Below are 18,741 nucleotides of genomic sequence, written 5' to 3' on the forward strand. Positions count from 1 at the left end.
GATCAGGCGATGCCGTCGGCGACGTCGAGGATCTTGGTGATGCGGACGGCGTAGTCCTGGTCGACCACGACGACCTCGCCGTGCGCGATCAGGCGACCGTTGAGCAGCACGTCCGCGGGGGCGCCGGCCGAGCGGTCGAGTTCGATGACGGCACCGGGCTCGAGGCCCAGGACGTCGCGGACCGACATGCGGGTGCGGCCGATCTCGACCGTCAGGGCCATCTCGACGTTGTTGATGCGACCGAGGTTGCCGGTCGACACCGCGCCCACGGTCGGCGCCACGGGCGACGAGCCGCCGATCGTGCCGGTCTCGCGGAGGCGCAGGGCGAACCAGCCGGCGGGCTGACCCGCGGCCGTCAGCTCGAAGACGACCGTCTCGGGGTCGGTCAGGAGCGCGTCGGCCGACTCGCGACGGCTCTCGCCGAGCACGCCGGTGCCGAGCACGCCCGTCGCGGCCTCGAGCGCGGGACGCAGGACGTCCGAGACCGAGACCATCGGGTTGTCGGTGCCCGCCGCGGCGGCGAGCTGGTCCATGTCGGCCAGCAGGACCGCGGTGTCGGCCGAGACCGACCCGACGAACGACGTGACCACGACGGACGGGCCCGCGAGGCGGAGGCCGTGCGCGGAGGCCGGGTCGACGGCCACGGCACGCAGGGGCGTGGGCGTCGGCAGCTGGGCGACCAGCGCCTCGACCGCCGCGGTGTGCAGGGTGATGGTCGTGCCGGTCATGAGGTTCCTTCTTCGGTGCCGGTCAGGGAGGTGGAGACGACGATGCCGGCCAGGCGGGAGCCGGCGGCTCCGACGGCGGCACGGCCGACGGGCTGGCCGTCGACGCTGATCTCGAGCGGGCGGTGCTGCGGGTGGGGAAGCGGCAGCAGGTCGCCGACGGCCAGCCCGAGCACGACGCTCGGCAGCACCGCGGCGGGGGCGAAGGTCAGCGAGACGCCGACCGGCACCGAGGCCAGCTGGGCGCCGAGCAGGTCGCGGGCGTCGGCGGCGTCGATCGTCGGGTTGGACTCGCCCAGCTGCGACAGCAGGACGTCGGCGGGGATCGCGACCGTGCCGGGCGCGACGCGCTCGCCGACGCGGATCTCGAACGAGGCCACGATCATCAGGTCGGACTTCTGGGCGGCCTGGGCGAACTGCGAGTTGTACTGGAACCCGCCGACGCTGATCGGGTCGGCGAGCATGGTGCCGAACGAGTAGCGCAGGTCGTCGAGGGCGTCGTCCATCAGGCGGCGCACGAGGGCCTGCTCGATGGGCGTGAAGGTGCGCTCGGGCAGCGTGGCGGGCTTGACGGCGCCGAGCATGTGGCTGACCCAGGTGAGCGCGGCCGACGACGGGAACTGGATGACGGCCTTCGCCGAGACGCCCTCGAGGGTGCAGAGCACCATGGCGGTGGTCGGCGGCAGGGACGAGGCGTACTCGTCGTAGGTGAGCATCTGCACCTGGTCGCAGGTCACCTGCGAGAGCACCCGGACCTTGGCGGTGAGCTGGGTGCCCCACTGCCGCGCGAAGGTGTCGAAGGCGAGCTCGAGGACGCGCGAGTGCTCACGGGCGAGGGTCGTCGGACGGCGGAAGTCGTAGACCTCGACGGTCTTCTGCGGGCGCGTCGACGAGCCGACCGTCGAGGTCGGTGCGCTGCTGCCCGTCGGGGCGTCGAGGAGTGTCACGGACGGAGCTATCGGCCCGCCCCACCTGGGCGTTAGCCCAGGATCGGTCGTACCCCCCGGACTGGGTTGCCGTCGTCGTGCTGCGGCGCGGGGTCGCGCTCCCGGGCCGGAGGGGCCCGTCGGGGGTCAGTGGCCCGAGGACTCCTCCTTCTTCTCCGTCTTCTTCTCGGTCTTCGTCTCGGTCTTCGTCTCGACCGCGGCGTCCGCCGTCGACGTGTCACCCGACTCGGCCGTGGTCGAGGTGTCGGCCGCCTGCTGGACGGTGGGGTTGCGACCGTCGGTCACCGCGCCTCCTGCGGCGGCGGCCTGCTCGAGCTGCGGCAGCAGCGCGCTCACCGTGTCGGACTGGTTCGACAGGACGACGATGTCGACCCGGCGGTTCGACGCGAGGTCGGCGTCGGTCGTGCCGGTGCTGAGCGGACGCGACGAGCCGAAGCCGACCGACTGGATGTGGTCCGCACCCACGCCGCCCCGCTCGACGAGGTCGCGCAGCACCTGGGTGGCGCGGGCGGAGGAGAGCTCCCAGTTGGTCGCGAAGGGCGCGGTCGAGCTGCGCTGGTCGGCATGGCCCTCGACCGAGACGTCGTGACCCGAGGTCTTCAGCACCGGCCCGATGGCGTTCATGACGTTCACGGCCGTGCCGCTGAGGTCGGCGCTGTTCGTGCCGAAGAAGGTCTCGGAGCCGATCAGGCGGACGGTCAGGCCCCGGGCGTCGACGGCGAACTCGACGTCGGCACTGAGCCCCGAGCCCTCGAGGTTCGCGGCGATCGCGGCCTTGATGGCGGTGAGGTCGTCCAGTTCGCCCTGGGCCGCGACCGTGGCGGCGGCGGCCTGCTCGGCGGTCTGGGCCTCCCCCGAGGCGGCGGCCTTGCTCAGGTCGGTCTCGTCGCCCGACGAGTAGCCCTTGCCCTCTTTCGTCACGTCGGCGGCGTTCACGACGGTGCCCGAGGCCGTGTCGACCTTGCCCACGTCGGTCTGGCCGAAGCCGGTCGCGAGCGAGTTGCGCAGGGCGATGTACTTGTCCTGGTCGACGTTCGACATGGCGAACAACACGATGAACATGCACATCAACACGGTGATCATGTCCATGTACGAGGCCATCCAGCGCTCGTCGGGGTGCTCGTCCTCGGCGTGCCCCTTCTTCTTGCGACCGCCGCGTGCCCCGCTCATGCGGCCAGCCCCTGGTCGTCGCCACCGGTCTTCGCGCCGGCCTTGGCCTTGGCGCCCTTGCCGCCCTTGCCGTCGCCACCGTCGAGCGCGTGCGTCGGCACCATGGCCTTGAGGCGTTCGCCGAGGAGGCGCGGCTGGCTTCCGGCCTGGACCGCCAGCACCCCCTCCATCAGCAGCGTCATGCGCAGCTCGTCGAGGTCGGCCAGCTTCTTGAGGCGCGCGCCGAGCGGGAGCCAGAGGAAGTTCGCCGTCAGCAGGCCCCACAGGGTCGCGACGAACGCCGCGGCGATCATGTGGCCGAGCTCGTCGGGCTCGGCGAGGTTCTCGAGCACGTGGGTGAGGCTGACGACCGTGCCCACGATGCCGACCGTCGGGGCGTACCCGCCGAGGCTCATGAAGAACTTGCTGGCCGTGCGGTCGGCGGCGAGGCGGGACTCCATCTCGTCCTCGAGCAGGATGCGCAGCTCCTCGCCGTCGGTGCCGTCGGCGATGTTCTGCAGGGCGCCCTTCATGAACGGGTCGTCGAGCTTCTCGGCCTCCTGCTCGAGCGAGAGCAGGCCCTCGCTGCGGGCCTTCTCGGCGAGCGACACGACGCCGTCGATGACCGACTGCGGAGGGACGACCTTGCCGGTGAAGGCGCGGGAGATCTTCTTGAAGCTGAGGATCGCGTCCTTGATCGTCGTGCCGGCGATGCCGACGCCGATGGTGGCGCCGAAGACGAGGATGATCGGGGCGGGCAACAGCAGCCCGGCGATGCTGACGCCCTCGAGCTGGATCATGCCGAAGAGGGCACCCAGGGCGAGGACGATGCCGATGATCGTTGCGGGATCCACGGTCAGCGTCCCTGCGTGGTGTCGGCCGATGCGGCCGGCGCAGCCGGCACGAACGGCACGGACGGCGCGTGGACGGCGGGAGCCTGCACGGCGGGACGGAACTCGGTGACGCGACCCGCGCCTCCTGCACCCGACGAGCCTCGGACGATGCCGAGCTGCGGACCGGTGGAGGTGCGGTTGCCGAGCGCCTGGGGCGTCGGCGCGGTGGCGGACGGCTCGTCGTAGGCGAGCGAGACGATGCGGGCCCGGTAACGGGCGATCATCTCGATGACCTCGGCCATCGGCTCGGTCACGACGTACTTGGCGCCGTCGACCATGATCAGGACCGTGTCGGGCGTCTCGTGGATGCGCTCGATGAGGTCTGGGTTGACAGCGAATCTGCTGTCGTTGAGTCGCGTGACGACGATCATCGGCCCGTCCTAGGTCTGTGTCTCCTGCCTCCGTCCGTGGGGGCAGGTGTCGCTGCTCGTCCTGAGCGGCTACGGGTGACTATCGGCCGGGGGTGGCGGGGCGTTAGGTGCGGGTCGCGGGCCGATCCGCCCATCTCAGGGGGCACAGGGTTCTCCACAGGCAGGTCGCGGTGGGCCGAACAGTCGGTATGGTGTGTGACATTGCTCATATCGACGAGGGGAAACCGCCGTGGCGCAGTACATGGACATCGATCTGGAGGCGCTGGCCACGTTGGCGCGCGACCTCCAGACCCTGCACACCGACCTGTCGTCGGGCAGCGCCGGCGCCTCCGGTGACGGCGTCGGCTCGCCACGCCTGCAACAGGCCGTCACGGCGTTCGCCGACGACTGGGCGATCGCGCGCGGGCGGATGCTCGAGTCGATCGCGGCGGTCGGCGCCATGGCCGAGGGCGCGGCGAAGACCTTCACGCAGGCCGAGGACGAGCTGGCTGCGGCGCTGACCCCGACCGACACGGCGGGTGCGGCATGAGCCGCCCGTGGGACTGGAGCCCGCTCGACCTGGCGTCCGACCCCGTGCCCGGTGATCCGACCGAGATCCGGTCGTCGGCCACCTCGGCGCGGGCCACGGGCACCTCGATCGAGACCCAGTCGAGGCGGCTGCGTCGATTGGCGAAGGCCGAGGGGTGGGACTCCGAGTCGGGCCGCACCTTCACGACGTCGGCGGAACCGCTCGCCGACGCGATCGATAAGGCGAAGCAGCGCTACCTCGACCTCGCCACGGCGCTGGACACCTACGCGGACGGCCTCGAAGAGCTCCAGCGCCAGGCGGACGCCGCGCGCCTCGACGCCGACGAGGCGAAGGAGGCGCGGCGCACGGCCGACAAGTACGTCGTCCCCGGCGAGACCGACCCGTTCGAGATCGACCGGCAAGAGGCCGCCCGGACGCGGGCCGTCGACCTCGCCGACACCGACCTCGCCGACGCGAAGGCGGTCATCACCCGCCTGGTCGGCACCGGGGGCGACACGGACGGCGAGTACGGCGCCCTCAACGACCAAGCGATCGCGGCCATCCGCCTGGCGGGTGACGACGAGCTGCGCGACACGTGGTGGGACGGGGTGAAGCAGGTGGTGCACGACGCCCGCGGGGTGCTGGGGGCCATCAAGGACGTCCTGAACGCGCTCGGGCCGGTGCTGGCCGTCCTGAGCTTCGTACCGATAATCGGCCCCTTCGCTCTGGGCATCGGAATCGCAGCCGCCGTGCTCCTCCTCGTCATCACCCTTGCTCAGGCCAGTGCGGGCGACGCAACCCCTGCGGACGTCGGGACCGAACTCCTCGGCGTCGGCCTCTCGATCGTCGGCTTGGGGGCTGCCAAGGGAGCGCTGGTGGCCACATCGGGGATGCGACGATCGATCATCGACTCGGTCAGCGCTCGCGCACTTGCCGGGGTTCCCACCAAGGCCGCAAAACAGGCCCGGCTCGCTGAGCGGCAAGCCGTTGCCGAGCGACTCGACGCGGTGGCGAGGAACCCCCTCGTCACCAGCCTCGACAATCTGCTCCTGGGTGGGGCCGCCGAGATGTTCGCGATGCGCCGCCTGGCCGCGGGTGGGCCGAAGGCACGCGAACTTTTTGCTCCCGGCGTCGTTTCAGCCCTCACGAACGGTTTGCTGGGTGCAGGTCAAAACGTCAAGTCGCTGGTGTCGGCCGGGCAGGACGCAGCCGACATGGCGGCGGGCACCTTCTGGACCGAGAAGACGAAAATCCATGTGGGGTCGCTGTGACGTCCGCGGGGTATGCCTTCACGTTTCCGCACGGGTGGGGTCGCCTGAACCTCGCAATCGATCTCGACAGCGAGATCGAGCGATTCCTCGACGGGGTGACATCGCTGAGTCGCCAACGAGACGCGCGAAACACGGTTCTGGCCCGTCGGCGTGCAAAGAACACCTATCTGGCGATTTGTTCGCAGGCAAAGCAGGACGGCGTCCTCGACCTCTTCGTCTTCTCGTCGACCGCCGGGCCATCGATGGGCCCCATGTGCTTGTCCGTCGTGCCCGTGGTGACAAACGAAGCTCGCTCAGGCGTCTCGCTGAATGTCGAGGTCGCTCGTTCCCTCGCCGGGCCAACGAGCCTGGTCAGCACCATGAGCACCAGCCAGGGCGACGTCGCACGAGTCCTGGATCGATGGACGGAAAGCGCCGCACAGTGGGCCAGGACGGCTGAACTCGCGCTTGCACGCCGGGGAATCGCCAGCACGACAGACCTTTCATCCGAGCAACGCCAAGCGCTCGAGGAGCCCCTCGAAACGGCACGAGTTCATTACATCGTTGACGTTCCCGAGCGGCGCGCCTGTGTCCTCCTCATGACCTTCATCGCGACGGGTGGAGTCTTTCTCTCGCCGCAACTCGCCCACGCCGATGACATCGTGCGTGCTTTCCGCTGGACGATGCCGGCCAGAACCCGACCTTCGTCGACCTCAGCTGAAAGTAAGGCCGGCTCGTGAGCCGGGCGATGTCGACGCCATTCGTCCTACGGCCACGATGGCGCCACTACGCACGAAACGCCGTTATCTCGGGCGGGTCGACGAGCCTCATCCCGTTCACCGTCCGGGACTCGGCGGTGGGCTGGGCTCTTGCCGCAGTCGTCCTGGTGTTCGTTCTCGGCGGCATCTGCCTCTACATGGTGACCACCCGCGTCGTCTTGCACGACGACGGGTTGAGCTACTCGCGCTTCTTCTTGACTCGACATGTCCCCAGGACTCGTCCGACGGCCGGAATCTTCGCCACTGTGGATGGTCCTCGACCCGTTCTTCGTCTCATCCTGGGACGGGGCAAGCAGCCAATCGTGCGGCTGACGGGTGCCTACTGGGCCACCCCTGACCTGGAACGGATCGCGCGCCACTTTCCCCTCAGGTACTCCAACGGCAATGGCCTGCTGAGCCCAGCAGAAGCAGACGCCCTCGCACCAGGCATGCTGTCGCCCCCACAACGACACCCTTGGGCGACCCTCGTCATCGCCGTTTCCCTGACCATGATCGCCGCGGTCCTTCTTGGCATCATCATCTGGTCGCTCTGGGCTCCCCCTGTCGTCGCGGCGGCGAGTGCATGAGACCCGACCGAGACCTGGAATTGACCATCCATCACTCATCCTTCTGGCGACCACTCTTCGGCGTGGCGGGCCAGGGGCCTCCCGATGACTCGCATCCGCTTGCCGGACTGCGGACGACCTTGGAGGAACAAGGCGCGATAGCCGCGTTCGTGGCCTCCGGGCGTCAGGACTCGGGCCCGGTCGCCTGGGCCGCCCTCTACGTCGCCGAAGACGACCATCCGATGAGAGAAGGCCTGCTGAGGGAGTCCCTCATCGCGAGCTCGACATGCCTGGCGCCACCATCCGTCGCAACCCTCGGAACGCACCTCGGAAGCGCCCACCGAATCCAGGCCATCCGCCTTGTGCCTCTGCAGGGACTCTCGCGCCCCGCCGCCATGGGCCAGGTGACCTGGACGTGGTTGCAGGAGGGCACGTCGACCCGCGTCATCTTGATCGCGGAAGCTCCCTTTCCCCACCCATTCTCCGAGGTCGTCCGCCTCATGGACGAGCTCGCGGAAGGTCTTTCGTGGCATCTCACGAACGACCCTCCGTCAGACACCACCCCAGAGGAAGAAGAACCATGACCAGTAGCCCCCTCCCGCCCGCCATCACCTACCGACCGACGTGGCCGCACTTCTGGGCGAAGGCCAAAGGCCGACTCGTCCTGATACCCCTCGCCTTCCTGATCGGCTGGAATCGCATGGGAATGACCGTCGTCCCGTACCTTGTCGTCCTGTTGGTCATTCTGGCGGCCGGTCTGTGGATCTACCTCCGGACGACGAGCATCACCGTGTCCGACACCGCGGTGACCAGACGTGGGTGCGGACGCACGACGACCGTCGAACTCGACGGCTCACAACGCGGCATCCTCTGCACGCTGAACCTGGGTGTGCAGAGCCTCGCCTACCTAGCTGTCCGGGACGGCAAGGGCCGCCGGCTCGTCCTCACCGAGGCCAACTGGCCCGGAGAACAGCTGCTCGAGATCGCCCAGCACGGACGACTCACGATCATGCCGGCCGATGAGGTCTTCTCGGGCAAGAACGCCGCCGCCATCGTGCCCGGGGTCATCCCGCTGACGACCCGCCGTCCGGTGCTCTGCGCCCTCGTGGCGGTCACCGGTCTGATCGCCGTCGTCGTGCCGATCGCCATGGTGATGAGCGGCGCGGCCTGATGGCTCCGGAAGGACACCGCCGTGTGGACGAGACACCGCGGCATGCGGCGGCGTCACGTCCACTCGACGGTGCGGCAGGCTGACAAGCGGGCGCGCGGCGCGTCACGTGCACGAAACAGGGGGCTGGCAGGATGTGCCGGTGACCCACGAACCCCTCGACGAGTCGCGCCCCGGCACCACCCCCGCCGCCCGCGCCGACGACGTCACCCGCACCTCCTCCCCCACCCCGACCGCGAGCATGTCCCGCGCCGCGAGCTCCGAGCGGAACGCCGTCGGCAGCGACGACGGGCCCGCCCCCGAGTCCTCCCCCGCGGGCCTGCCGGACGCCGCGACCCCGGACGCCGCAGCCCCCGCCCGGCACGGCATCGACGACCCCGCCCTGACCGGCTCGGTCGAGACCGTCGACGTCAACAAACACACGCTCGCCGAGAACGTGATGGGCGTCGTGACCGGTGTCTTCCTCGCCTCGTTCGGACTCTTCCTGCTCAAGACCAGCGGGGCCGTGTCGGGCGGCACGGCCGGTCTCGCCCTGCTGACGAGCTACGCCACGGGCTGGACCTTCGGCGTGCTGTTCGTCCTCGTCAACGTGCCGTTCTTCGCGCTCGCCGTGTGGAAGAAGGGCTGGCCCTTCACCCTGCGGACGATCCTGACCGTCGTCATGCTGTCCGCCTTCTCGTACCTGCACCCGCTGATGTTCGACATCGACGGGATCAACCCGATCTACGGCACCCTCGCCGGCAACCTGCTCGTCGGCGTCGGCCTGCTCATCCTGTTCCGGCACGGGGCCAGCCTCGGCGGGATCAACATCCTCGCCCTGGTGCTGCAGGAACGCGCCGGGCTGCGCGCCGGCTACGTCCAGATGGGCTTCGACGTGGTCATCGTGCTGACCTCGCTGACCGTCGTCTCACCGTGGATCGTGCTGCTCTCGGCCCTCGGCGCCGTCGTGTTGAACCTCGTGCTGGCGATGAACCACAAGGCCGGCCGGTACGTCGGCCACACGTGATCACACCTTTCTGCCAGACTTCCGTGCACGACCGGTCTGTTTGAGGCATTCTCGTCTCGAAGCGGTCACTTTCTTCTTGCACGTCTCCGGACGTCACACCACCTAGGAGTCCCATGTCCAACAACACCGCCATGCCCCAGTCCGCCGGCACCGCCGCGGGCTACAACGTCCTCGCGATCGTCGGGTTCATCCTGGCCTTCGTCTTCAGCCTCGCCGGCCTCATCGTCAGCCTGATCGCCCTGTCGCAGATCAAGAAGACCGGCGAGCGCGGCCACGGCCTCGCCCTGGCCGGCGTGATCCTCAGCGCCGTCTTCCTCGTCGTGGGCATCATCGTCAGCATCGCCGCGTTCAGCGCCGGCATGGCATCGGTCCAGACCTACTAGATCGATCGGCCCGGCGCACGAGCCGGGGAGCACAGGAGGCGCGGTGTCTGTAGAGCAGGCACCGCGCCTCCTTCGCGTCGCGGGCCCGTAGCCCTCATCGCGCCGAGGGGCTCAGCCCTGCGGGGGATCGCGGTCGTCGGGGGTCGCCGTTAGCGTGTGGGCATGCGACGGTGTCTCGGCGAGGTGGAGGGCACACGCGCTGTGCCGTCCTCTCCGGGGCCACCCCGGGGCACGCAGATCGACCACGGCACCGCTCCGCAGGCCGGTGACCGCGCTCCGCGCGGCTCGCGGCCCGCACCGATGCACGAGTCGCCGAGGCACCGCCGCACCCACTCGCCCGCCTTCGCCGTGCCGACGCCCACGTCACGCCCGGCCCGCCCGGCTCGCGCGGACACGACCGCGAGGTGCCCGACCGACGGTCGGACGCCCATCGGTCGGACGCCCACCGGCTGGACGCCCATCGGTCGGGCGGGCACCGCGTGAGCGTCCACTCCCCCGCGTCCGCCGCGGGCGCACACGAGCCCGACCCGGGCCCCGATGCCGTCGCGACCGCCCTCGCCGACGCCCTGCTCACGGCCGAGTGGACCGTGGGCGCACTGGCCGCCGCCGCAGGCGAGGCCGTCGACGGGCCGGCCAGGTTCTGGCGTCCGCTCGCCCGCGACCTCGTCCGCGCCCTGCCCCGGGCACCGCACGACGACCCCCGCACGCTCACCGCCCACATCCGCCGCGATCCGGCCTTCACCGAGGCGATGACCGAGGCCAGGAAGCGCGGCCGGCCCCTGCGCATCGTCCACCACGTGCCCGTGACGCAGGAGGCGCGCTCGGCCGACCCGCGCCTCCTGCGTCTGGGCACCGTGGCCGACGTCGCCCGACTGCTGCACCTGACCGTGGGCGAGCTCGACTGGTTCGCCGACCCCGGCCGGTGGAACCGCCGGATCGAGCGAGGTCCGCTGCAGCACCACCGGTACGAGTGGCGGGCACGGCCCGGACGCACGCCGCGGCTGCTCGAGGTGCCCGGGTTCCGCCTGCGCGACCTGCACCGCGTCGTGCTCGACGAGGTGCTGGCGGCGGTGCCGCTGCACGACGCGGCGCACGGCTTCGTCCCGGGGCGCAGCGCCGTCACCGGCGCGCGACGGCACGTCGGCCGAGAGGTCGTCATCGCCCTCGACCTGACCTCGTTCTTCGCCCGGGTCACCGCCGGGCAGGTGTTCGGCGCGCTGCGCCGCGAGGGCCTGCCGGACGCCGTCGCCCACGTGCTCACCGGGCTCTGCACGACCTCCGTGCCGCCGGGCGTGCTGTCGCGCATGCCGCCGGGCGGCAGCCCCGAGCAGCGGTTCGCCCTGCGTCACGCGCTCTCGGCCGCCCACCTCGCCCAGGGGGCGCCGACCTCGCCGACCCTCGCGAACGTGGCGGTGCGGAGGCTCGACTCGCGGCTCGCCGGCTACGCCCGGGCCGCGGGAGCGACCTACACGCGGTACGCCGACGACCTGGCGTTCAGCCGCGACGGCACGCTGGCGGGGCGGGCCGACGCGTTCGTGCGGGGCGTCGGACGCATCGTCGGCGACGAGGGACACCTGCTGAACCCGACTAAGACCCGGGTGCGCGGAGCGGCCACGCGACAGGTCGTCACCGGCGTGGTGGTCAACGCGGGCACGAACACGATGCGCTCCGAGTACGACCGGCTGCGGGCCGTGCTGCACAACGCCGCCACCACCGGGCTCGAGGCGCAGAACCGGGCCGGGCACCCGGACTTCGCCGCTCAGCTCTGGGGGCGCATCGGCTGGGTCGAGCAGCGGAACCCCGGGCGCGGCGCCCGGCTGCGCGCCGCCTTCGCGCGCGTCCCCCGGTGACCGGCGCCGCGCCTCCGGACTACGAACGCACCGCGTTCCGTGCACCGCACCGCGACGAGATCGGGTGTGGTGCACGGAACGCGGTGCGGAGGGTGCGGCGGGCTGCCGCCGGCCGCTGGCGACCAGCGGCCAGCGGCGGGCTGCCGCCGGCCGACTAGCGCTTGAGGTTGGTGAGCTCCTGCAGCACCTCGTCCGAGGTGGTGATGATGCGGGCGTTGGCCTGGAAGCCGCGCTGGGCGACGATCAGGTTGGTGAACTCCTGCGACAGGTCGACGTTCGACATCTCGAGCGAGCCGCTGGACAGCGAGCCGATGCCGGGCGAGCCGGGGGCTCCGACGGTCGCGGCACCCGAGTTGGCGGTGGCGCGGTAGCCCGAGTTGCCCTCCTTCTCGAGGCCGCCGGGGTTCGTGAAGGTCGCGAGGACGACGCGGCCGAGTCCGACCGTCGAACCGTTGCTGAACTGGCCCATCAGGGTGCCGTCCTTCGACAGCGAGAAGCCCTGCAGCGTGCCGGCCGCACGGCCGTTCTGCTCGGTGATCGACGTCGTGTTGAGCGCCGCGAACCCGGTGATGCCCGACAGGTCGACGGTGACGCCGTTGAGTCGCAGCGACGCCGCGCCCGCCTGCTTGCCGTCGGCGAAGGCCAGCGAGGCCGTGGCGCCCCCGTTGCCGTCGGTCGCGGAGGCGTCCCAGCCGGCCGTCGTGCGCGTGAAGGTGAGCGTCAGGGTGCGCTCGAGGCCGTTGGCGTCGAACACCTTGGTGTCGCGGACGATCTTGTCGCCGACCGCCGACTCGCTCGGCAGGTTGCCGCCGACCGTGGCGCTCGAGGTCGCCGTCGCGGGGGCCGCCGCGTTCAGGGGCAGCGTGATGTCGCCGAGCGCGCCTCCGTCGTTGATGACGCCGTTCGTGGCCGAGTAGCCCTGCACGATCTTGCCGTCGGACGACACGAGACGGCCGTCGGCGTCGAAGTCGAAGGCGCCCGAGCGGGTGTAGACGGTGTCGTTGCCGAGGCGGGTGACGAAGAAGCCGTCGCCCGAGATCATCAGGTCGGTCGCCTTGCCCGTGGCCTGCGCCGACCCCTGGGCGAAGTTCGTCGAGATGCCGGCGACCTGCACGCCGAGGCCGATCTGGGCGGGGTTCGTGCCGCCGATGCCGGTCTGCGGGCCGCCGGCGCCCTGCGTGATCTGCGACAGCGTGTCCTGGAACTGGGTGGTCGACGACTTGAAGCCGGCGGTGTTGACGTTGGCGATGTTGTTGCCGGTGACGTCGAGCATCGTCTGGTGCGAGCGGAGGCCCGAGATGCCGGAGTAGAGGGAGCGGAGCATGGGTGCTGCCTTTCAGCTGGGGAGAGATCTGGAGGCGCGTCCTGCGCGGGTGGTGCCGGTCGCGTCCTGCTCCCGGTGTGGTTCGAGGGGTGGTGCGGGTCGTGCGGGTGGTGCCGGTGGTGCTGCGGGGTGCGCGTCGGGGACGCGTGTCACGCCTTCGTGGTGGCGATGCCCGAGATGAGATCCAACGCGACCTCCTTCCCGCCGACCGAGACCTTGGGGACGGCCTCGGCGAACGACACGCTCGTCGCGGTGCCCTTCACCTCGACGCCGTCGGGTCCCGTGTAGCTGACCTCGCGGCCGACCAGGTTCGACGCGGCGATGCGCATCTGCAGCGAGAAGTTCTCGTTGGCCGTCGTCGTCTGCGCGGTGACCTGCTCCATCATCGCCAGCTGGGTGGTCTGCGACATCATGGCGTTGGTGTCCATCGGGGTCGACGGGTCCTGGTTCTTCAGCTGCGTGACGAGCAGCTTCATGAACATCTCGCTGTCCATCGTGTTCGCCGTCGCACGGCTCGAGCCGCTCTTCGCGGCGTTGGCGGCGGCGATCTGGGTCGCGACGTCGACGGTTCCCGATATCTGGTCGATCGAGGGCATGGGGTCTCCGGTTCAGGCCAGGACGTCGAGGGACGTCGAGAGGGACGAGGAGGCGCGGGCACGGTCGACCGCGCCCGTCGCGTCGAGGGGGTCGGTTCCGTCGCGCGGCGCGCGGCCGGTGGCGCCGCGCGCCTCGGCGGCGTCACGGGCCTGTCGCCCGGCGCCTCCGTCGGCACCGGCCTGCGCCCCGGTCGAGCCGAGCTGACCGGAGCGGTCACCCCGGCCGTCGGACGGCTGGTCCTGGGACGAGAGGTCGACGCTGGTCTGGTGACCCGCGCCTCCCGCGGTCGTGGAGGCGGCCGTCGCGAGGTCGCGGCGGAGGTCGCCGAGGATCGCCCGCACGGCGTCACGGCCGGCGTCCGACGCGGCGAACATCTCGACGTGCGTGCCGTGTGCCGAGACGTGGGCCCGGACGGTGACCGGTCCGAGCGCCTCGGGGGCGACGTCGACCGTGACGACGTGCACCCCGGGGCCCGCCGCGGCGAGCGTGAACAGGGGCCGGGAGAGCTGCGAGGTCAACGGCGCCGGCGGGGTGGCGACCGGCGACGGGGTCGCGGACGAGGAGGCGGCGGTCGCGGCGACGGGGAACGTCGCGCCGACCGCGGGGGCGGCGAACACGATCGGGTCGGTGGTCGCGGGTGCCGGGGTGGGTGCGGAGGTGGACGCCGCGGGCGTCGCCGTGGAGGCCGCGGGGGCGGAGGCTCCGGCCGGAGGCGCAGCGGAAAGCGTCGCGGACGGACCGGACGGCGCGGACGGTGCGCCGGTCGTCGCGCTCGACGGACCGGGCGTGCCGGGCAGCACGAGGGCGGCCGGCGCGAGGGGGCGGTCGACCGCTGCCGGGACGGGGGTGGGAGCGGGCGCCCGCATCGGCGAACCGTTCCGGGCCGAGTCGCCGACGACGGCGGCCGTGTCGGGACCGGCGGCCGACTCGGCGCGGGCCGCACCACCGGGAGCGGACGGCGTCGGCTCGCCGGGCGCGACGGGCACACCCGCGCCGGCGGCCGCGGGGCTCGCCGCGGTGGCGGACGTGCCGGCGGGACCCGGGGCCGGAGCGGTCGCGGGCTGCACGGTCGAGACGGCGGTCGCGGCGAGGGCCGCGGCGGGAGCTGCGGCTGCGGATGCCTGCACCGCCGGTGCCGCCAGGACAGCCGCTGCCGTCCGAGCAAGAGCGGCGGAGGCGGCGGACGGATCGGTCGCCGATCCGTCGCGCGCGGGGTCGAGCGGCTCGGCCCCGGCGCCATCGGTGGTCGGCGACGTGACGCGCACCGGAGCGGTGAGGGCGGAGGGCCGCAGCAGAGCGGCGAGGGCGGCGGCGACCGTCTCGGCCGGGGCGGCCGACGTCGCGACCTCGACCGGTACGGAGCCCCCGGCCACCGACGCGTCGACGGACGCGTCGACGGACGCGTCGCTCGGCACGGCGCCCGGCACGACGGGGGTGCCGTCGGTCGTCGAGGCGGCCTCGGTCGTGGTGGACGCGGTGCCGGGCTCGTCGACCGGGGCGGTCGGTGCCGAGGTCGCCTCGGCGAGGGGCCAGCGCCACGGGGCGACGGACGGGGCGTCGAGCGACGACGACCCGGTCACGGCCGAGGCGGACGCCGGAGCCGGGGTGGGGGCAGGAGGAGACGCGACGGAGGCGTTTCGGTCGGCGTCTCGCGTCGAGGAGCCCTCGTCGCGCATGGCGGCACCGAAGCCGGTGGCCGCGCGGTCGGCGTCACGGGCGGTGCCGGCCCCCGGGCCCCGCGACCCCGCGGAAGGGCGGAGCGACGACGCATCGGACAGGGCAGGAGGCGCGAACGGCAGGGTGCGGGACAGGGTCACGAGGCCACCCCCGCGCTCATCAGCTTCTGCAGGGCCGCGGTCATCAGGTCGGTCCCCGACGAGGACGCGCCCGACGCACCGGCGGCACCGGAGAGACCCGACAAGCCCGACAGGCCCGAGAGGCCGGACAGGCTCGACAACGCGGACGAGGCGGACGAGGCGGACGACGCCGGGGCGGCACCCGTCGCGCCCTCGGCCGGGACGATGCGCCGGATCGTGCTGAGGTCGGAGTCCTTGTACCAGTTGTCGACGATCTGGACGTCCTTGCCCGGGCGGGGTGCGTGCAGCACCTTGCCGTCGCCGAGGTAGATCACGATGTGGCCCTCGCCCTTCGGCACGAGCAGGTCGCCGGGCTTCGCCTCGGCGAGCGAGGGCACCTCGGCGCCCATCTTCGCCTGGTCGGGCACGACCCGCGGCATGCTGACGCCGAGGTCCCCGAACACGGTCTGCACGAGGCCCGAGCAGTCCATGCCGGTCCGGTCCTCGCCGCCGAACACGTACGGCACGCCGAGGTACTTCTTCGCGGCCTCGACCACGTCCGAGCCGTCGGCTCCGCTGCCGCTCGCGACCGACCCGGCCACGGCGTCCACGGAGGCGCTGGTCGCCGTCGCCCCCGTCCCGGACGTGCCGGCGAGCGCGTCGGCGAAGGCCGTGGCCGACGTCGCGGACGCGGCGGTGGCCGTCGCGGACGTCGCACCGGTGGTGCCGGCGCGCAGCTGGGCGATGGTCGCCTGGATGTCCTGGATGCGGGACAGGACCTCGGTCACGGGACTCACGCCGCGCCTCCTGGGTTCTCGGGGTCGGTGCCGGACGGCGAGCCGTCGGCGCGGGGGCGCGAGGCGATCTCGTCGAGGGCGATCTGCTCGTCGCGCAGGTCGGCGGCCGCCTCGGCCACCGCGTGCTTGTGCTCGAGCTTCTCGAGGCCGATCGCCGCGCGACGGGCCTCGTTGAAGGCGGCCTGGGCGGCGTCGGCGTCGGCCTGACGGCGCTGGGTGACGGCGTCGAGCTCGGCGAGCATGCCGCGCGACGAGGCCCGCGAGGCCGCCAGCGCGCTCAGCATGGCCGCGTCGGTGACCTCGGACGGCTCGTCGGCCAGGGTGCGCTTGGCACGCACGCGCTCGTCGGCAGCTTCGCGCAGACGGTCGTTGGCCTCGGCGAGGACGGCACCGGCCTGGTCCTGCTGGGCGTGACGCAGCCGCAGCAGGCCGAGCAGCGAGAACGGGCGCGCCATCAGATCGCTCCGAACCGCGAGGTGAGCGAGGCCAGGGCGTTCCACGAGTCGGCCGAGGCCGCCCGGTCGTCCATGCCCTGCTGCAGGAACGCGTCGATGGCGCCCTGGTGGTCGACCGCCGCGTCGACGAGCGGGTTCGTGCCGCGCTGGTACGCACCGACGTCGAGCAGGTCCTGCGCGGCCCGGCGCGCGGCCATGACCTTGCGCAGCGTCGTCGCGGCGGCGCGCTGGGGCGGGCTGGTCACCTTCGAGGCGACGCGCGAGACCGAGCCGAGCGCGTCGACCGACGGGAAGTGCCCGGTCACGGCGAGCTTGCGGTCGAGCACGACGTGCCCGTCGAGGATGCTGCGGGCCGCGTCGGCGATGGGCTCGTTGTGGTCGTCGCCGTCGACCAGCACCGTGTAGAGCCCGGTGACCGAGCCGATGCGGTCGGTCCCCGCTCGTTCGAGCAGACCGGCCAGCACCGAGAACGTCGACGGCGGGTAGCCGCGGGTCGCGGGCGGTTCGCCGACCGACAGGCCGATCTCGCGCTGGGCCATCGCCACGCGGGTGAGCGAGTCCATCATCAGCACGACGTCGGCGCCCTGGTCGCGGAACGACTCGGCGATGCGGGTCGCGACGAAGGCGGCCCGGAGGCGCATCAGGGCGGGCTCGTCGCTGGTCGAGACGACGACGATCGAGCGGGCGAGGCCCTCGGGCCCGAGGTCGTCCTCGAGGAACTCCCGCACCTCGCGGCCGCGCTCGCCGACCAGGGCGATCACGCTGACCTGGGCGTCCGAGCCGCGGGCGATCATCGACAGCAGCGACGACTTGCCGACGCCCGAGCCGGCGAACAGGCCGACGCGCTGCCCCTTGCCGACCGTGGTCAGGGTGTCGAGCACGCGCACGCCGAGCTGCAGGGGCGTGTCGATGCGCGCGCGGTGCATGGCGGACGGGGTCTCGTGGTCGAGCGGCACGAGGTCGACGCGACCCCCGTCGGCACCGACGAGCGGCCCCTTGCCGTCGATCGGTCGGCCGAGGCCGTCGAGCACGCGCCCGAACAGGCCCGTGCCGGTGGGGACGAGCAGCGGACGGCCGGTCGACCGGACGGGCGTGCCGGTCGTGATGCCGGTCAGACGGCCGAGCGGCATGCAGCGCACGCCGTCGGGCGTGGTCGCGACCACTTCGGCGAGGTCCGAACCGGCGGTGGTGCCCCCGGACGTCGCGGTCGCGTCGCCCACGGCGACGATCTCGCCGACGGCCGCGTCGAGGCCCTGCACGGTGAGGCCGAGGCCCACGGCCGAGCTGACCCGGCCCACGCGCTGTGGACGGGCCGCGACGCGGGCGGCGGCGAGACGGGGAGCGAGGACGGCCGGCACGCGCGGACGCCCGCCGTCGACGACGGCACCCGTCGCTACGACGGCAGGAGGCGCGGTGAGGGTCACGAGGCGCCCCCGTCCGACGCCGGGTCGCCGAGCAGGGCCGTCCGCGCCCGGTCGAGCGCGGTGCCGAGGCGGGCGTCGACCTGGCCGATGCGACGCTCGGCCTCGGCGTCGCCGCGGGCCAGGGTCGCGTCGGCGACGAAGGCCACCTCGGCGGCCACGGAGTCGCGGGTCGCCGCGTCGAGCTGGGCGAGGTCGGCGGGGTGGAGGCGGACCGTCACGACGTCGCCGGGATCGGTCACGGCGAGGGCGCGGGCGACCGCCGCACGGGCGGTCCGTCCTTCGCGGGGGTCGACCGTGTCGGCGGCGCCCCGGGCGGTGGCGTCGGCCCCGTACGGGCCGCCGTCGACGGACTCGGAGGCGCGCAGTTCGTAGCCGAGGACCGCCTCGGCGAGCTCGAAGGCGGTCGCGACCAGCGCCTCCTCGGCGTCGTCCAGGACGGGCGCGACGCGGGCGTCGAGCGCGCGGGCCGACGAGGCGAGGGCCTCGACGGCCGAGACGGTGGCGGCCTGGAGGCGGTGCAGCAGGTCGGAGTGCTCGGCCTCGAGGACGGCCCGGCGGGCGGCGAGTTCGAGCTCGGCCGCGCGGAGGCCGGCGGCGTACCCGGCGGCGTGCCCCCGGGCCTCGGCGCGGGCGTCGTGCGCCTGTCGCGTGGTGGCGGCGTCGGACCCCGGCCGCGTGACGGACGGATAGCTGACGCGCGCGAAGGCCGGGGCGGCGCCCTCGGGGGTCATCACGGAATCGAGCATCACAGGGCCGTTCGGCGTTGGGGGTGAC

At 72.5% G+C, this 18,741-nt stretch carries 20 protein-coding genes; 8 read left to right on the forward strand and 12 right to left on the reverse strand.

Annotated features, from left to right (window positions below):
• Window positions 1-2: 2 nt before the first annotated feature.
• From fliN to EDF21_RS17240, 5 genes are all read right to left on the reverse strand, one after another.
• A complete protein-coding gene (gene fliN, locus EDF21_RS10625) occupies window positions 3-728 on the reverse strand; it encodes a flagellar motor switch protein FliN (protein ID WP_056043636.1) in 726 nt (241 codons plus the stop codon).
• Window positions 725-1,672 carry a flagellar motor switch protein FliM gene (locus EDF21_RS10630; protein ID WP_056043639.1) on the reverse strand — a complete coding sequence of 316 codons (948 nt, stop codon included), beginning with the start codon at window positions 1,670-1,672 and terminating at the stop codon, window positions 725-727. The genes fliN and EDF21_RS10630 overlap by 4 nt, the downstream gene beginning before the upstream one ends.
• A 126-nt stretch (window positions 1,673-1,798) precedes the next feature.
• A complete protein-coding gene (locus tag EDF21_RS10635) occupies window positions 1,799-2,842 on the reverse strand; it encodes a flagellar motor protein MotB (protein ID WP_123571304.1) in 1,044 nt (347 codons plus the stop codon).
• Entirely contained in the window at window positions 2,839-3,675 is an 837-nt protein-coding gene (locus EDF21_RS10640; protein WP_123571305.1) for a motility protein A, read from the reverse strand. The genes EDF21_RS10635 and EDF21_RS10640 overlap by 4 nt, the downstream gene beginning before the upstream one ends.
• A gap of 2 nt (window positions 3,676-3,677) precedes the next feature.
• Window positions 3,678-4,085, reverse strand: a complete 408-nt coding sequence (locus EDF21_RS17240; RefSeq protein ID WP_123571306.1) for a flagellar FlbD family protein — start codon at window positions 4,083-4,085, stop codon at window positions 3,678-3,680.
• Window positions 4,086-4,326: 241 nt separating this feature from the next.
• On the opposite strand from EDF21_RS17240, the gene EDF21_RS10650 reads away from it, so the two are divergent.
• The 8 genes from EDF21_RS10650 to EDF21_RS10690 all read left to right on the forward strand — a co-directional run bounded on the left by EDF21_RS10650 (window position 4,327) and on the right by EDF21_RS10690 (window position 11,574).
• A complete protein-coding gene (locus EDF21_RS10650; protein WP_056043642.1) occupies window positions 4,327-4,614 on the forward strand; it encodes a hypothetical protein in 288 nt (95 codons plus the stop codon).
• Window positions 4,611-5,864: a putative T7SS-secreted protein gene (locus tag EDF21_RS10655; protein ID WP_123571307.1), complete on the forward strand. Its 1,254-nt coding sequence runs from the start codon at window positions 4,611-4,613 to the stop codon at window positions 5,862-5,864. Before EDF21_RS10650 ends, EDF21_RS10655 begins: the two co-directional genes overlap by 4 nt.
• Window positions 5,861-6,583, forward strand: coding sequence for a hypothetical protein (locus EDF21_RS10660; protein WP_123571308.1), 723 nt, complete (start codon window positions 5,861-5,863; stop codon window positions 6,581-6,583). Before EDF21_RS10655 ends, EDF21_RS10660 begins: the two co-directional genes overlap by 4 nt.
• A gap of 8 nt (window positions 6,584-6,591) precedes the next feature.
• The gene (locus EDF21_RS10665; protein WP_148053687.1) at window positions 6,592-7,188 is read left to right on the forward strand and encodes a hypothetical protein; all 597 of its coding nucleotides are present in this window, start codon (window positions 6,592-6,594) and stop codon (window positions 7,186-7,188) included.
• Window positions 7,189-7,747: 559 nt separating this feature from the next.
• Window positions 7,748-8,338 carry a hypothetical protein gene (locus EDF21_RS10675; protein ID WP_123571310.1) on the forward strand — a complete coding sequence of 197 codons (591 nt, stop codon included), beginning with the start codon at window positions 7,748-7,750 and terminating at the stop codon, window positions 8,336-8,338.
• Window positions 8,339-8,576: 238 nt separating this feature from the next.
• Window positions 8,577-9,341 carry a YitT family protein gene (locus EDF21_RS10680; protein WP_199736357.1) on the forward strand — a complete coding sequence of 255 codons (765 nt, stop codon included), beginning with the start codon at window positions 8,577-8,579 and terminating at the stop codon, window positions 9,339-9,341.
• Between the two features lie 113 nt (window positions 9,342-9,454).
• Window positions 9,455-9,724: a DUF4190 domain-containing protein gene (locus EDF21_RS10685; RefSeq protein ID WP_043596065.1), complete on the forward strand. Its 270-nt coding sequence runs from the start codon at window positions 9,455-9,457 to the stop codon at window positions 9,722-9,724.
• Window positions 9,725-10,203: 479 nt separating this feature from the next.
• Window positions 10,204-11,574, forward strand: coding sequence for a reverse transcriptase family protein (locus EDF21_RS10690; RefSeq protein WP_199736339.1), 1,371 nt, complete (start codon window positions 10,204-10,206; stop codon window positions 11,572-11,574).
• Window positions 11,575-11,728: 154 nt separating this feature from the next.
• Here the strand turns inward: EDF21_RS10690 and EDF21_RS10695 are convergent, their stop codons facing one another.
• The 7 genes from EDF21_RS10695 to EDF21_RS10725 form a co-directional block, all read right to left on the reverse strand.
• On the reverse strand, window positions 11,729-12,898 hold the full coding sequence (locus EDF21_RS10695; protein ID WP_056043669.1) for a flagellar hook protein FlgE: 1,170 nt from the start codon (window positions 12,896-12,898) through the stop codon (window positions 11,729-11,731).
• Window positions 12,899-13,047: 149 nt separating this feature from the next.
• Window positions 13,048-13,494, reverse strand: a complete 447-nt coding sequence (locus tag EDF21_RS10700; protein ID WP_052505459.1) for a flagellar hook assembly protein FlgD — start codon at window positions 13,492-13,494, stop codon at window positions 13,048-13,050.
• A 12-nt stretch (window positions 13,495-13,506) separates the two neighbouring features.
• Window positions 13,507-15,312: a flagellar hook-length control protein FliK gene (locus EDF21_RS10705; protein WP_123571311.1), complete on the reverse strand. Its 1,806-nt coding sequence runs from the start codon at window positions 15,310-15,312 to the stop codon at window positions 13,507-13,509.
• Entirely contained in the window at window positions 15,309-16,088 is a 780-nt protein-coding gene (locus EDF21_RS10710; protein WP_233568460.1) for a C40 family peptidase, read from the reverse strand. The genes EDF21_RS10705 and EDF21_RS10710 overlap by 4 nt, the downstream gene beginning before the upstream one ends.
• Window positions 16,085-16,543 (reverse strand): hypothetical protein, encoded by a 459-nt coding sequence (locus EDF21_RS10715; RefSeq protein ID WP_192122984.1) that lies wholly within the window; start codon window positions 16,541-16,543, stop codon window positions 16,085-16,087. Before EDF21_RS10715 ends, EDF21_RS10710 begins: the two co-directional genes overlap by 4 nt.
• Window positions 16,543-17,901, reverse strand: coding sequence for a FliI/YscN family ATPase (locus EDF21_RS10720; protein ID WP_123571488.1), 1,359 nt, complete (start codon window positions 17,899-17,901; stop codon window positions 16,543-16,545). Before EDF21_RS10720 ends, EDF21_RS10715 begins: the two co-directional genes overlap by 1 nt.
• A 62-nt stretch (window positions 17,902-17,963) precedes the next feature.
• Window positions 17,964-18,698: a FliH/SctL family protein gene (locus EDF21_RS10725; protein WP_350224686.1), complete on the reverse strand. Its 735-nt coding sequence runs from the start codon at window positions 18,696-18,698 to the stop codon at window positions 17,964-17,966.
• Window positions 18,699-18,741 lie beyond the last annotated feature (43 nt).

It is taken from the genome of Frigoribacterium sp. PhB118 (assembly GCF_003751725.1).
Classification (GTDB): domain Bacteria; phylum Actinomycetota; class Actinomycetes; order Actinomycetales; family Microbacteriaceae; genus Frigoribacterium.